This is a genomic window from Pseudomonas fluorescens, from assembly GCF_900636825.1.
GTDB classification, from domain to species: Bacteria; Pseudomonadota; Gammaproteobacteria; order Pseudomonadales; family Pseudomonadaceae; genus Aquipseudomonas; species Aquipseudomonas fluorescens_BG.
This window is the reverse complement of sequence record NZ_LR134318.1, coordinates 4,771,436-4,786,290: the sequence shown is the minus strand read 5'-3', so window position 1 is coordinate 4,786,290 and position 14,855 is coordinate 4,771,436. Positions and strand designations below refer to the sequence as shown.

Genomic DNA, 14,855 nt, shown 5'->3' with positions numbered 1-14,855 from the left:
TCACTGCTGCGCCACTTGCTCGGGCCGACATGCCAGCTCGCCTCCCGGTTGCAGATAAGGCGTGAGAATCGGCGCCATGCCTTTGAGCACCTGCACCGGCAACGCCGAGGTGAACTTGAAGTTTTCCGCCGAGCGCCCCGGCACGAACGCGGTGAGCGTGCCGAAGTGATTATCGCCAATAAAGAACACAAACGTGGCGGTGCGGTTGATTGATTTGGAACTCAGGATCCGCCCGCCGGAACCGATGGCTTCGATGCGGTTGTCACCGGTGCCGGTCTTGCCGCCCATCGCCAGCGGCGTGCCATCGGCCAGTTTGAAACTGCCGGACACCCGTTTCGCCGTACCCGCATCCACCACCTGCGACAGCGCCTCACGCATCGCCGTGGCCACTTCCGAGGGCATCACCCGCTTGCCCACGTGCGGGTCATTCACCAGTTTCGTTTCGTATGGCGTGCCGGCGGCGAAGTGCAAGCTGTCGATGCGCAACGTCGGCATGCGCACACCGTCATTGAGAATCGTGCCGATCAGCTCGGCCAGTGCGGCGGGACGGTCGCCGGAACTGCCAATGGCAGTGGCCAGCGACGGGACCAGATGATCGAACGGGTAGCCGACTTTCTGCCAGCGTTGGTGAATCTCCAGGAATGCTTCGATTTCCAGCATGGTGCGGATCCGGCTGTCACGGGCGCCCTTGTGTTTGCTCTTGAACAGCCAGCTGTAGACTTCCTGACGCTCGAAATGGCTGGCCTTGACGATGTCCTTGAAGGTCGCGTCCGGGTGATTCAGCAGGTAGCCCATCATCCACAGGTCAAGCGGGTGGACCTTGGCAATGAAGCCCTGATCCGGCAAATCGTAGCTGCCGGGGCCGTACGAATCGTAGAGTCGGATCAACCGGTCATCGGTGAGCTTTTCGGTGAGCTTGGCGCCTTTGAGGTGCGAACGGACGAAGGTGTTGAAGTCCTCCTGGCTGGCGTCAGGCAGCAGGTAGCGGTGCACGGCCGCCATGCGAATCGGCGTCGGACGGATGCTGTCGAGAAACGTTTCAAGGCGCGCCTGGGTGTCCTTGTTGCGGTATTTTTTCCAGAACTTGAGCAGGAATGAGGTGCCCTCACGGTCGGCGAAGTTGGCCAGGTATTCCTGACGGCGCGGGTCGCGATCATCCTTGAGCAACTCGGCGCTGCTGTTGGGCCCCGAGTAGGTGACATAGCGCACCACATCGCGCATCAAGCGAATGAACGGCAGGTTGATCGATTCGCGCAGGGCATCACGCAGGGTGGGCAGGCGACCGTTGTCTTCTTTGCGAAAGTTGTTGAACGTGTGCAAACCGCCGCCGGTAAAAAACGCCTCGCCGGGGCTGGCCGAGTATTTGCGATCCAGTGCCGCAGCGAGCATTTTCGACAGGTCGTGATCCTTGTTCTGGATCAGGTAATCGATGACCCACTGACTCAAACGGTCTTGTTCGGGGACTGCGACTTTCTTCAGCTCCGGCACGCCCATGGCGCCGTACTTGTCGTGCAACTCGGCGATGATTTGCAGGTAGGTGGTCAGCACGCGCATTTTCGCCGTCGAGCCCAGCTCCAGTTTGCTGCCTTCGTTGATATCGAACGGCTGGTCGGTGCTGTCGGTTTGCACCCGTACTCGCGAGCCATCGGGTGTCGTCTCGAACAGGGTGAAGCTGTAGCGCACCTGGGTGGTACTGGTCGGCGTCAGCAGGCGTTCGCCGATCAGGCCGATTTCGGCGGCGAAGGCTGGATCGGCGAGTTTTTTCAGGTAGTCGGTGGCCTGGCTCTGCAGATCGCCCTGCAGGGTGCTGGTGGCCGACAGATCGAGGCGGTCGAGATCATAGAGCGGGCGGTTGAGCGTGCTCGCCAAACGGCTGCGCGCCACGCTGATGCCTTTGTTGGTTTCAATCGGCTGAATGGTGGGTTGAGTTTGCCAGTCGCGGTAACTGACTTTGCTCGCCAGCGCGGCATCGGCCAATGCGCTGTCGATGACGCCGTTCTGCTTGAGCAAACGCAAATGGCTGTCGGTGAGGTCGGCAAGTTCTTCACGACCCTTGGTCAGGTAATGCGAAGGGCGGCGCTGGGCGATCATCAGCGACAGCATTTCACGCAGGGCCAGGCCTTTGTCCGCCATGATCTTCGGATCGGTGGACGGGTTGTTCAATTGCGCGTTGGCCTTGTTGAAATCACTGCCGTACCAGACGCGCAAGCCTTCAGCCATGCCGTGCACTTCGCCATGCCCGGGCACCGCCGATAACGGCACACTGTTGAGGTAATCACGAATGATATTCTGCCGCGCGCCGAGGGTTTCCGGTCCGGCCTGATAGGCACGCACGCTGGCGGAGATCATCTGACGGATTTTCTCGGCACCGGACGCGGTCAGGCCATCCGGCGAGTGGCGATATTTTTCCAATTGCGTGGCCAGGGTGCTGCCGCCCGCCGATTGCCCCGGCAGACGCAGCAACTTCGCCACCTGCGACCACGCCGCCATGCCGAAGCGCGGCCAGTCCACCGCCGGATTCGCCAGCGGTTGCTTCGGATCGAGCAGAAAGCGGTTTTCGATGAACAGCAGACTACTGACCACGACCGGTGGAATGGCGGCAAAGTCGGCGTACAGCTGTTGCGGATAGTTGTATTTGTATAGCGGCGTCGCACGACAATCGGTGATCGACAGCCCGGCCTGGAGCTTTTCCGAATACGGCACGAACAGGCCTTTTTCGGTGTAACCGAGCAGGGCGGGTGAAAAGCGCGTCTGCTCGGTAATCACGTAATCGCGCTTGAGCAGACGCGGCAGGAATTCATCGAGTGAGCTGTAACCCAGACGCAAATCGAAAGGGCCGTTGCCCGGATAGCGGATGGCTTCGCTGGGGCCAGGCTCCAGTTTGTAAGTCAGTGAGGCAGCGTATTGGCTCAATTCGCGGGACTGAAAACGCGACGTGCGTATTTCCTTGCTCGCCGCCAGCCCGACGACAATCGCAATAATCACCACCAACAACCAGAAAGCCTTCCACCCATGCCGGTTGCGGCGAGGTTTTTCAGGGATAGGCGCTTCATCCACACGTTCAGTCGGAACCACGGCTTTACTCGAATCGGTTTGCCACAAAGCACCCATAGTCGACTGATCCATTCACGCAGATTGATCGGACTTGTCTGAAGCTTAGACGCTGGTTCGGTGCTGGAGGAGGAATTGTGAATGGTGTGCGCATTTTCTTTGCGCGGGTTCGGTCCATGGGGGGGCGTCGAAGCCTTCGCGTACGACGTCGGCGGGTCGCGATGCGACCGGCGCGTGAGTGGAATGCAAAAACAGCCGAAAAAAGTGTAGCAGCCTATTGGCAATTTGTTGTCAGGTGTATGCGCTTCTTTAGAAGTAACTTTCTATAAACTTATAAAGGTAATCCTGACTTAGGGTTTGTTGTTGTCGAGTGATTGCGGCGGCAGGCGCTGTTTTAGTGATGAGTAATGGTTGTGTTTATATGTTGCCCATAGTTAATGGCAAGTATGTTCATATTTTGCCGCTAGTTAAATTTGTGGCGATGCGGATCTTTTAGTGGTTGATGTAATTAACTGGTAATGCCTGCAGTCTTCTTTTTCCATGAGTGTTGTTGTTTTCTTTTATCTCGTTTTTTTATTTTACTCATCTAGGAAGATTGCATGTCTGGTACCAATGATTCTTCGTCGGCAGTTGTTGCTGTGTCTGATACTGAGCTAAATGCTTTATTGGCTGAAATCAATGGCGCACTGCCGCACACTTTCGGTGACTTTGGCGGCGCTTTGTCCTGGGCGGTGCCTTGGAATACCCAACAGCAGATCACTGCCTACAACGCCGCAAGATATTTTCTTGATCGCTATGCAGCGCCAGGCTTGGGTGTGCTTGATCATCTGAAGGGCGACTTGGCACTTGCCACTGACCCGTTGCTCGATCCGGCCAACGCGCTCGAAAGCCTGATTCGCAGCCCGCGGGGCCAGGCACTTGGTCAGGCTGTTCAGACTGCGATGGGATCCGTTGCGACGCAAGTCAGCGTGGACGAACATGCACTGGCTGCTGTGCAACTGGTGCTGGACCCTTCGTCGATTCAATACCCTGATCGCAATATCATTGCCGATTACGATTTCACTGAATCCCGGCACTGGGGGGCAACTGCGTCAACCGTGCTCGGACATTTCGAAAGGCACCTGCACACTACTGGCATGTGCAGCGTTGCGATGGCCGGGCTGAGTGCTTACACCCTGCTGGCTAGGCGTGCGAGTGTCTACCTGATCAAAGACCTTCCCGATAACGTCAGATACGGCGGCGCCGCGTGGGTCAACCTGACGGTGGCGGCGGCCGCTATCGAAACCGTGACGCCGGGCAAGGTGCTGAACATGACCTTCGCCCAAGTGATGCTCAGTGCTGAAAACACCGAGTTGTTCGACCCGGACGTTCTCGGTCTGGCCCAAACATTCGCATTGATCGATTGGGGGCTGGTCAATGGATTGCTCAAAGAAAAAGAAGATGAACGTAGAACCGAGACGGAGCTAAATGCCGTCAGAGATGAATTTCAACGCCAGTTGAAAGAGCGACTTGAAGCATCGGAATTTTTGAATGCGAAAATTCCAACGCGCAAGGAAATCGCCTTGGCCAAACTCAAGCAAAGGTTTTCTGGTAACGTCCCTTTCGAAGAAAGGCTGTTCTACAACGGCGTGCACGTTGTTATGAACGGTGGAAAAGATGATCTGCATTCGCTGCTGGACATTGCGATGGTGGATAGTCCGCGCCATTACACCTGGAGAACGGAAAAAGAACATGTTCGATATCTTCTTCCCGCTATCAATGCTCCGCTCGATCTCGGTGTGGCGGATGATTTCAATGCGCGATTTGATACCGCTATTAGTTCTCTCAAGCAAGGTACCTTATTCACCTTGAAGTATCTGATATCGCAATTGCCACTGCGCGACAGGGAAAACCTGGAATATGGAAAGATTGATTTTTTTCAGAGCAAGATCTACAAGCTCGGCACCGGGCTCTGGGGACGGGAGCTGACCGCAACGGATCCGGTATTGACGCTGCGCGTCGAACGAAACGGCGAAGTCACCCTGTACTCCATCAATTCGAAGAACGGCATCATCGCCCAGCGCTACGATCACCCCGGCAAAGCAACCGAGAAACCCGACCCGCACAAACCGAGCCTTGTGCACGCCATTGAACGTTTCGAGTCCGAGGTTCCGTTGATCGGGACCGTGAGTCACTCGCCATTGCCAACGCCGAAAAGCTATTCGAGCGAGCGAACCCGGCTCATCGCCCAGACCTTTGTCAATCATCTGGATCTGGACAATGAAAGCATCTTGCAGGCAGCGCGGGGTCAGACAACCAGCGAACAACAGAAGGCAAGAATTCAGGCCGCCGTGGACTTCGTTCTGAACCTGATTCCGTTCAAGTCAGCCATTAGCAGTTTTATCAAAGGTGATTACATCGACGGTGCGATGGATCTTTTCATGGATGTACTGGGATTCGTCACCGCCGGTGCGAGCATCGTCGCAAAACTGGCGCAACTGGCGACCCGAACAGCTTCGGTACTTTCCAAGACCCTGCGTGCGGCCAGGATCGTTGGGACATTTGTGATCAGTGAACTCAACCCGCTGAGCGCATTTCTGGCAGCGGGACACCTTCTTGGCAAGGGGGTCGTGTTCGTCGGCGTCAAAGGTTTGCGGCAATTGAAAAAACTGCGAGGCGCCGGGCGAGGGACTGATCTGCTGCTGGCCATGAACAAACAGCGGGCGCCGGTCATGGTGGGGACCTTCAAGGTCGGTGAACAAAGTATGGAAGGTGTCGGTGTGTTAAAGGATGGCAATTGGTATCACTACAACGCCAAAACCGATCGGTTGTATGGCGCGCCGATTGATCTTCGACCGACGATCGGCCGTCTGGCATTAGGCGGGTTTGCCAACAAGGACCTGGCGCGCCTGGCCGTCAAACTCTCCGATATCGCGGGTCTCAGCGCTAATGCCCAAGGTATTTTTCGCAGTGCCGACGGGCAGCGCTTTTACATTCGTAACATCGACGCGACAGGCAACGAGGCCATCTACTGGATCAGGAACGACTTCACGCTCAGCGGCGATATGACGGACGTCGTCATTGTCGATCCGACGACCAATCGGGTACAGGGTAGCCGAATCCGGCGGGTCGCAGCGGACCAATGGGAACCGATATCTGCCCGCGGTGGTGACCTGCCGTCCGGCGCGGTGGACGTACCGGCGGGCACCATTGTTGAGGAAAGCGCCAGCCTGGCGAGTCAATCCGTGCACACTTCAACCAATCCCTTGAATCGTCACTCGGCGTTTTCTCGCGAGCGGCTGCCCAATGGCTTATGGAAGCCTGTCATCGAAACCGTCTCCGCCAAACAGACTGCGCACCTGCCGTTTGATTGGGGTCGGATGTCGCAGGTGCGTTATTCGTTTGAGCGCACCAACATTCATGAGGCGCTGTCGACACCGGCACTGAGCCGGCTGACCGTGTCGACGGAACTGCTGGATCCGCGTAGAGCCGGCTATAGCCCTGAGATTGCAACGCAATTGGCGAAGAAGGACGGCGGCGCGGAGTTCATGTTTGTCATGGAGCGCGTTCAGCCTGCGGCTATTAACAGCGGCGAATTCAATGCGCTCAAGATCCATGATCCGAAAGTCGACGGGCTTCCCAAACAGGCGAATGCCGTCGCCGGATACTGGGCGCCTCAAGGTGGTTATGTCGATGTTCCGATGCATCCCGCATGGGATCAACCGGATCATTTGTTCACACCGGGATTCTCTGGTTGCTCACTGGTGGTGGATCAGATGGACACCACCCGCCTGCGGGTCAGGCATGTCGAAGGTGCAAAGGAACTCGCTCAGTACAATGACCTTGCGCGGGAAGAACACGGCCTGGGCCTCAGTACATCCATGGAGTTTCACGAATACGGCCTTAGAGTTGACAAGAACGGCAACGCGGACTCGATTCTGACCGGCGTTGCATTCATGAAATACGACCGCTCGTTGCGAACCTGGACGCTTCACTTTCAGTCCAGCCAAGGCGCCGCGTCGATCATGAAATTCTCATCTGTGAAATCCGGTTGGCTGACGCAGGCAGACACGCTGGCGATGGTTTACTCCGATTCCAGGGTTGTCAAAGTGGTGACCAGGCCGGTGCCCACACATACCGGAAGAACGGCCGGGTAATGTGACGCTGCACCATCCTTGTGCAATACTCGCCGCCGTTTTCGGCGGCCTGTTTTCCTGCAGCGGCCACTTGATGATTGAGGTCGACCGGCTGCTTCGCGACAACTCCCGCTGATTCTTGCGACTTATTGAGTGAAAAAACCTGCTCAAGGTTTCTTACACTGCACGCCCCGCTGATCTTGCAGGCCTTGTCCGGCAAGACGCGTTCGCCCACGAGGCGGCGCGGTTTCATGGTAGCCAAGGCTTATCGGCCGACGCTTCGACACTCGGTGGTCATATCCAATAACAAGACGAGGTTGTATCCCATGCCAGTCGGCAATCACCTGCCTCACGGCGACACCGCTCAGGGCGGTCCGCTCAAACGTGAACTCGGCGAACGGCACATTCGCCTGATGGCGCTCGGTGCCTGTATCGGCGTCGGTCTGTTTCTCGGTTCGGCCAAGGCCATCGAAATGGCCGGCCCGGCGATCATGATTTCCTACATTCTCGGTGGCCTGGCGATCCTCGTGATCATGCGTGCGCTTGGCGAGATGGCTGTGCATAACCCGGTCGCCGGCTCATTCAGCCGCTACGCGCAAGATTATCTCGGCCCGCTGGCAGGTTTTCTCACTGGCTGGAACTATTGGTTCCTGTGGCTGGTGACCTGCGTCGCGGAAATCACCGCAGTGGCGGTGTACATGGGCATCTGGTTCCCTGATGTCCCGCGCTGGATCTGGGCCCTCGCAGCGCTGATCAGCATGGGTTCGATCAACCTGATTGCGGTGAAGGCCTTCGGTGAGTTCGAATTCTGGTTCGCCCTGATCAAGATCGTCACCATCATTGCGATGGTCATCGGCGGCGTCGGCATCATCGCTTTCGGTTTCGGCAACGACGGCGTAGCGCTGGGTATTTCCAATCTCTGGGCTCACGGCGGCTTCATGCCCAACGGCGTGACCGGCGTGCTGATGTCACTGCAGATGGTCATGTTCGCCTACCTCGGTGTCGAGATGATCGGCCTGACCGCCGGTGAAGCGAAGAACCCGCAAAAAACCATTCCGGATGCCATCGGCTCGGTATTCTGGCGGATTCTGCTGTTCTATGTCGGCGCATTGTTCGTGATCCTGTCGATCTATCCGTGGAACGAAATCGGCACTCAGGGCAGTCCGTTCGTGATGACATTCGAACGTCTGGGCATCAAGACCGCGGCGGGCATCATCAACTTCGTGGTGATCACCGCAGCGCTGTCGTCATGCAATGGCGGCATCTTCAGCACCGGGCGCATGCTTTACAGCCTGGCGCAGAACGGCCAGGCGCCGGCGGGTTTCGCCAAAACCTCGAACAATGGTGTACCGCGTCGCGCGTTGCTGTTGTCGATCGCCGCGCTGCTGATCGGCGTGCTGCTCAACTATCTGGTGCCGGAAAAAGTCTTCGTCTGGGTGACCTCTATTGCAACCTTCGGCGCGATCTGGACCTGGGCGATGATCCTGCTGGCCCAGCTGAAATTCCGCAAAGGCCTGAGCGCCAGCGAACGCGCCGGCCTCCAGTACAAAATGTGGCTGTACCCGGTCAGCTCCTACTTCGCACTGGCGTTTCTGGTGCTGGTGGTCGGCCTGATGGCGTACTTCCCGGACACCCGCGTGGCGCTGTATGTCGGCCCGGCGTTTCTGGTGCTGCTGACGGTATTGTTCTACGTGTTCAAGCTGCAACCGACGCCAGTGTCGCAAGGCACGGCGCGTTCAGTGTCGTAAGTTTCAACCGCTGAAAACAACAAAGCCCCGGTCGCGAGATCGGGGCTTTTTTGTCGCTGGTTCGCCGGCAGACGATCGTAAGCGTTACGCTGCAGCTACTTCACTCGGCTCAAGACTTTTTTTATCCATGCCGTTACCTGTCCCTCAGGCGTTTGTCGTTTCTGATCATGTTTGTGCTTGGCCCTGGCCATATCGTTGATGCAGTAATTGATGTGACAGAAGCCGAACAGGACCGAATACAAGCGGTTCATTCGCAGTTCAAAGTTGTGCTGGGTCAGCGTGTAGGCGCGCAAGGCTCTGCGAACTCGAAAGCACCAGGCAATCGCGATGAGCTGGGCAACGACCGTCACCGCATACCCGGTGGCTATGAACCACAGGTGAGGTATGGCGAAAAAGATTCCGCCGAGACCACAGAACACCAGATAAGCGACCAGACCGGCGTGGCTCAATGTCTTGATCCGGGTGACCTCCTCAACCACAGTTGCAGTTTTGTACAGCCATACAAGCGGGTAGAGTCCCATCGTGATCAAGGTGAGCAGAATGAGATGAAACGTCTTGAGATTGTTCTTTTCCTTGAGCGTCGAAATGTCAGACATACAGCGTTTTTCCTCTTGGGCGACGTAGCGACTGGCTGCCGGGCAGCGGTGAGTAACGCTACCAAACTCGCGAGTGGGAAATTTCCGAGCTTTTGGGCGGACTTGTCGTCAAAGTCTGGCTGAACCGGGATGCTCCTTGCAGGGATCTTCTGATGACGCGAGCGGATCGGGCATGGGATCCTGCGACCTTTTCGCACAAGGCATTTTCCGACTCATGACACCGACATCCGCCGCTTCGCCCCGCATCATCCGCATCGCCGCTGCGCTGCTGCTCAACGACCATGGCCAGACCCTTTTGGTACGCAAACGCGGCACCAGCGCATTCATGCAACCGGGCGGCAAGATCGACGCGCATGAGCTGCCGGTGCACGCGCTGGTTCGTGAGCTGGAAGAGGAGCTGGATCTGCGGATCGATCCAGCGCAGGCGATCTTCCTTGGCCAGTTTTCTGCCCCAGCCGCCAACGAGCCGGGATTTGTCGTACAGGCAGATATCTATCAGCTGACGATCAATACCGAAGTATTCCCGGCGGCGGAAATCGAAGAAGTGATCTGGATTGATCCGGCTACTGACGGCGATGTCATCCTGGCGCCATTGACACGCGATGTGATCCTGCCGTTTTATCGAGCCTCGCTGAACGCAATCGCCTGATCATCCACGCAAAGGACTTTGCCATGATCCCGCTCCCGGACTTGCTGATTTTTGCTGCTGCTGCGTTGCTGATGGTGCTGACGCCGGGGCCGAACATGGTCTACCTGATCTCGCGTTCGATTTGCCAGGGACGCAAGGCCGGAGTGACCTCGCTGCTCGGTGTGGTCGGCGGATTCTTTGTGCACATGTTTGCAGCCGCTGCCGGTTTGACGGCAGTTTTTCTCGCGGTGCCGATGGCCTATGAAGTGTTGAAGTGGGCCGGCGCGCTGTACCTGCTGTGGCTGGCCTGGCAAGCGGTGAAACCCGGCGCGCGCTCGCCGTTCGAGGCGCAACAACTGCCGCCCGATTCGTCACGCAAACTGATCACCATGGGCTTTCTCACCAGTGCCCTGAACCCGAAAATCGCCGTTTTTTATCTTTCGGTGTTTCCGCAATTCATCACGCCTGAGCACGGTTCAGTGTTCGTCCAGAGCATCATTCTTGGCCTGACGCAGATCAGCGTCAGCTTCAGCGTCAACCTGTTGATCGCGCTGTTCGCGGCGGGAATCGCTTCGTGGTTTGTGCGCAACCCAACGTGGCTGGCGGTGCAGCGTTATTTTATGGGCATGGTGCTCGGCGGTCTCGCCGTACGCTTGATGCTCGAACAGCGGCGGACTGCCTGAAATGTGGATCGAACGGCTGGACGCCAGTCATGCCCTGGCTTACCGCGCACTCATGCTCGAAGCCTATGATCGTCATCCGCAGGCGTTCACCTCCAGCGTGCGCGAACGGGCAGTGATGCCGTTGAGTTGGTGGGAAGGGCGGCTGACCAGCAAGCTGGATGTGCTGCTGGGGGCGTTTGAGGCGGGGCAGTTGGCCGGAATTGTCGGACTGGCGTTGGAACCGCGTGAAAAGGCACGACACAAGGCCACGCTGTTCGGCATGTATGTGTCGGCGGATTTTCGCCAGCACGGTTTGGCGTTCGAACTGGTGCAAGCGGCACTGGCCGAAGCGCAGAACCATCCGGCGTTGAAGCTGATACAGCTGACGGTTACTGCGGGCAATGACGCGGCGTTCAAGCTCTATGAGCGCTGCGGTTTTATCCAGTTCGGCCTTGAGCCTTTGGCGGTGCGGGTCGGCGAAGATTACTTCGACAAGATCCATATGTGGCGTGAAATCCCTCAGCCATAGAGATCAAAAAGATCGCAGCCTTCGGCAGCTCCTGCACAGAACCCGGTAGGAGCCGAAGGCTGCGATCTTTTGATTTGGCTTTTAACGGACCGCGCTCACACCGTCCAAGGTCGAAAACGAAGTGTCCTTCGCCGTCAACAGGAAATCGCGCATGTACGGCGCATCGAGCATGTCGGTGCGAATCGCTGCATAGAGCGTCGCAAACAGACCTTTCTCGCCCAAGCGTTTGGCTTTCACGTACCCGCGCGAGCTGTATTCGTGCAGCGCCCAATGCGGCATGCCGCATACGCCGCGGCCGCTGGCGACCAGTTGCATCATCATCACCGTCAGCTCGGACGTGCGTACCTGCGCCGGTTCGATATCGGCCGGTTCGAGGAACCGCGTAAAGATATCCAGCCGATCACGCTCCACCGGATAAGTGATCAGCGTTTCCGTCAGCAGGTCTTCCGCCACGATGTACGGCTTGCTCGCCAATGCATGCTGATTGGCCACCGCGAGCATCGCTTCATAGGTAAACAGCGGCACATAAGTGATACCGGCAATTTCCAGTGGATCGGAGGTCACCACCAGATCGAGATCGCCGCGCGCCAGGGCCGGCAGTGGGGCGAAGGCAAACCCCGATGCCAGATCCAGTTCGACCTCCGGCCACGCATCGCGGAACTGGTCGATGGTCGGCATCAGCCATTGAAAACAACTGTGGCACTCGATCGCCATGTGCAAGCGACCGGCCGTGCCACCGGCCAAGCGGCTGATGTCGCGCTCGGCGGCGCGCAGCAATGGCAGGGTCGCGTCGGCCAGTTGCAGCAGGCGTAAACCGGCGCTGGTGAAACGCACCGGTTTGGTCTTGCGTACAAACAATTGCATGCCCATGCGCTCTTCCAGTTCCTTGAACTGGTGAGACAGCGCCGATTGCGTCAGATGGAGGCGGTCAGCGGCGTCGACCAGGCTGTCGGCTTCGCGCAAGGCGTGCAGGGTTTTCAGGTGGCGGATTTCAAGCACCGATGGCTCCATGAGCAGAATTTGCTGTTTCAGCGATGGCGGTGAGTTTGTCTCATGTTGCTCGAGCTGTCGACAGAGTGTGCGAGCCTGGGCGCGACGACCGCTCGGCAGTCTTCATCAAACTGTCACGCAACTGTGGCAGCGCGCTTGCACAAACTTCATCAGACTCGCGCTCTACTGGGGTTCTGCGTTTCGGTATTTTTCATGCACAAGATGTTTTTATCCATAGCGGCGCTGTTGGCCGCGCTTTTGTTCTTCACACAGTCGATGGCGGCAGCGCGTTGCGACGTCAACGTGCCCACCGAACATGTCGATCTGCCGCAAGTCAGCCTCGCTTATCAGAGCATTGGTCGTGCTTCCGACCCGGCATTGCTGTTGGTGATGGGCCTGGGCGGGCAATTGATTCACTGGCCCGATGAAGTGGTGGTCGCGCTGTGCCAGCAGGGTTTTCGGGTGATCCGTTACGACAACCGCGACGTCGGCTTGTCGACCTGGCGGCAGACGCCAGTCGAGGCCAATCTGACCTTCGAAGTGCTGCGCTACAAACTCGGACTGCCGGTGTCGGCGCCGTACAGCCTGACGGATATGGCCGATGACGCGCTGGGCCTGATGGACTCGCTGCACGTCGAGCAATTTCATGTGTTGGGCGTGAGCATGGGCGGCATGATCGCCCAGCACATGGCAGCGATGGCGCCGCAGCGGGTCGAGAGTCTGACGTTGATCATGACCAGCTCCGGCGCGGAAGGATTGCCCGCTCCCAGCGCAGCGCTGGTGCAATTACTGGCGCGTCGCGGCGCACCGAATCGCGCGATAGCGCTGGAGCAGCAGGCCGATTTGCTGGCGGCGTTGGGTAGCCCGACGGTGACCGATGATCGGCAGGCGTTGTTGCAGCAAGCGGCGGCGTCATACGACCGCGCGTTCAACCCCGAAGGCGTGAAGCGGCAGATCATGGCAATCCTCGCCGAGCCCAGCCGCGTGCCGCTGCTCAACCGCCTGCGCGTGCCGACGTTGGTGGTGCATGGCACGGCTGATCCGTTGCTGCCGGTGATGCACGGCGTACATCTGGCGGCGCATATCCGTGGCAGTCAATTACGCCTGATTCCGGGGCTGGCCCATCGTTTTCAGGAGGCGTTCAAGGAACCGTTGCTCGGGGCCGTGTTGCCGTATCTGCAGGCGCATCGTGAAGACTCTCCGCACTGGGCGCAGATTGAGCCGATTGTAGGTAAGAATCTGCTCTGATCCGTTGTACGTAACGTCGTCCCCTGCAGGAGCTGCCGAAGGCTGCGATCTTTTGCCTTTGTTTTTCAAGATCAGGATCAAAAGATCGCAGCCTGCGGCAGCTCCTACAAGGGCAGGTGATTCGGGTGGTGTATCGTGCATATTTTCCGCACGATTCCCCCCGCGAGGTGTGTGATGAGTTCTGCCTTGAAGATCGACTTTGTCAGCGACGTTTCCTGCCCCTGGTGCGTCGTCGGTTTGTACGGCTTGCTGGAAGCGCTGCAGATTCTGCGCGACGAGGTGCAGGCCGAAATCCGTTTCCAGCCGTTCGAGCTGAATCCGAAAATGGGCGCGGACGGCCAGAACATCGCCGAACACATCCAGGAGAAATACGGCTCGACGCCTGAGCAGTCGCAAAAGAATCGCGAGGCGATTCGCGCCCGTGGTGCCGAACTCGGTTTTGCTTTTCGCACCGATGGCAACAGCCGCATTTACAACACCTTCGATGCGCACCGGTTGTTGTATTGGGCTGGGCTGGAAGACTTGCAGTTGTCGCTGAAGCAGGCGTTGCTGAAGGCTTATTTCAGCGACGGCGCTAATCCATCCGATCATCGCCAACTGGCGCAGATTGCTGAAAGCGTCGGGCTGGATCGCCAGCGCGCAGAAGCGATTCTGGCCTCGGACGAATTTGCCGATGAGGTGCGCGAGGAAGAGCAGCTGTGGTTGCAGCGCGGGGTGAGTTCGGTGCCGACGGTGGTGTTCAACGGCCAGTACGCAGTGACGGGCGGGCAACCGGTCGACACGTTTGTGGGCGCGATCCGGCAGATCATGGCCGAGACCAAAGGCGGCACCGTCAACGGCTGAGAATACGTCCTTGTAGGAGCTGCCGCAGGCTCGGGCCGCGATTGGACGATCTTTTGATCTTGATTTTGAAAAAACAAGATCAAAAGATCGCAGCCTGCGGCAGCTCCTACACGGATCAGCTATGTAGCCGAACCCACACGGTGACCAAAACAGTGGCGGCGATCAACCACGCCACCGCCGCGACCGCCAGCGACGCCTCCAGCCGCAGGCGATCCACCATCACGTACAACGTCGCCAGGTACACGAAGTACGGAATGACCGACCACATGCCGAAGACGATTGTGGTTTTCAAGTCCTCAATCGAACGGCCCTTGCCCACGATGTAATGGGCGATCAGCGCAAACGTCGGAAACAGCGGCACTAATCCTGCGATGTAGTAATTTCTGGTCTTCGACAACGCCGCGATGAGCAGCACCACCGCCGCGCCCAGCAGCGCTTTGAACAG

Annotated in this window: 11 protein-coding genes; 7 read left to right on the top strand and 4 right to left on the bottom strand. The window is 58.0% G+C overall.

Features of this window, described 5'->3' with window-relative positions:
* Nucleotides 1-3,111 carry a transglycosylase domain-containing protein gene (locus EL257_RS21655; protein WP_126366069.1) on the bottom strand — a complete coding sequence of 1,037 codons (3,111 nt, stop codon included), beginning with the start codon at nt 3,109-3,111 and terminating at the stop codon, nt 1-3.
* A 539-nt stretch (nt 3,112-3,650) separates the two neighbouring features.
* On the opposite strand from EL257_RS21655, the gene EL257_RS21650 reads away from it, so the two are divergent.
* Both EL257_RS21650 and EL257_RS21645 read left to right on the top strand, forming a co-directional pair.
* Nucleotides 3,651-7,187, top strand: coding sequence for a hypothetical protein (locus tag EL257_RS21650; RefSeq protein ID WP_126366066.1), 3,537 nt, complete (start codon nt 3,651-3,653; stop codon nt 7,185-7,187).
* A gap of 305 nt (nt 7,188-7,492) precedes the next feature.
* Entirely contained in the window at nt 7,493-8,914 is a 1,422-nt protein-coding gene (locus EL257_RS21645; protein WP_126366064.1) for an amino acid permease, read from the top strand.
* A 95-nt stretch (nt 8,915-9,009) separates the two neighbouring features.
* Here the strand turns inward: EL257_RS21645 and EL257_RS21640 are convergent, their stop codons facing one another.
* Entirely contained in the window at nt 9,010-9,510 is a 501-nt protein-coding gene (locus EL257_RS21640; RefSeq protein ID WP_126366062.1) for a DUF4234 domain-containing protein, read from the bottom strand.
* Nucleotides 9,511-9,724: 214 nt separating this feature from the next.
* Here EL257_RS21640 and EL257_RS21635 point away from each other — a divergent pair, with 214 nt between their 5' ends.
* From EL257_RS21635 to EL257_RS21625, 3 genes are read left to right on the top strand one after another with little or no spacing between them, the layout of a single operon-like run.
* On the top strand, nt 9,725-10,159 hold the full coding sequence (locus EL257_RS21635; protein ID WP_126366060.1) for an NUDIX hydrolase: 435 nt from the start codon (nt 9,725-9,727) through the stop codon (nt 10,157-10,159).
* Nucleotides 10,160-10,182: 23 nt separating this feature from the next.
* A complete protein-coding gene (locus EL257_RS21630; RefSeq protein WP_126366058.1) occupies nt 10,183-10,821 on the top strand; it encodes a LysE family translocator in 639 nt (212 codons plus the stop codon).
* Between the two features lies 1 nt (nt 10,822).
* Nucleotides 10,823-11,329: a GNAT family N-acetyltransferase gene (locus EL257_RS21625; protein ID WP_126366056.1), complete on the top strand. Its 507-nt coding sequence runs from the start codon at nt 10,823-10,825 to the stop codon at nt 11,327-11,329.
* 81 nt (nt 11,330-11,410) lie between these two features.
* Here the strand turns inward: EL257_RS21625 and metR are convergent, their stop codons facing one another.
* Nucleotides 11,411-12,328, bottom strand: coding sequence for a transcriptional regulator MetR (gene metR, locus EL257_RS21620; protein ID WP_126366054.1), 918 nt, complete (start codon nt 12,326-12,328; stop codon nt 11,411-11,413).
* Nucleotides 12,329-12,532: 204 nt separating this feature from the next.
* Between metR and EL257_RS21615 the strand changes: the two genes are divergently transcribed.
* Both EL257_RS21615 and EL257_RS21610 read left to right on the top strand, forming a co-directional pair.
* Nucleotides 12,533-13,567 (top strand): alpha/beta fold hydrolase, encoded by a 1,035-nt coding sequence (locus EL257_RS21615; RefSeq protein WP_126366052.1) that lies wholly within the window; start codon nt 12,533-12,535, stop codon nt 13,565-13,567.
* Between the two features lie 174 nt (nt 13,568-13,741).
* Nucleotides 13,742-14,410 (top strand): DsbA family oxidoreductase, encoded by a 669-nt coding sequence (locus EL257_RS21610; protein WP_126366050.1) that lies wholly within the window; start codon nt 13,742-13,744, stop codon nt 14,408-14,410.
* Nucleotides 14,411-14,525: 115 nt separating this feature from the next.
* On the opposite strand, the gene EL257_RS21605 is transcribed toward EL257_RS21610, so the two are convergent.
* The gene (locus EL257_RS21605; RefSeq protein ID WP_172604574.1) at nt 14,526-14,855 is read right to left on the bottom strand and encodes a GlpM family protein; all 330 of its coding nucleotides are present in this window, start codon (nt 14,853-14,855) and stop codon (nt 14,526-14,528) included.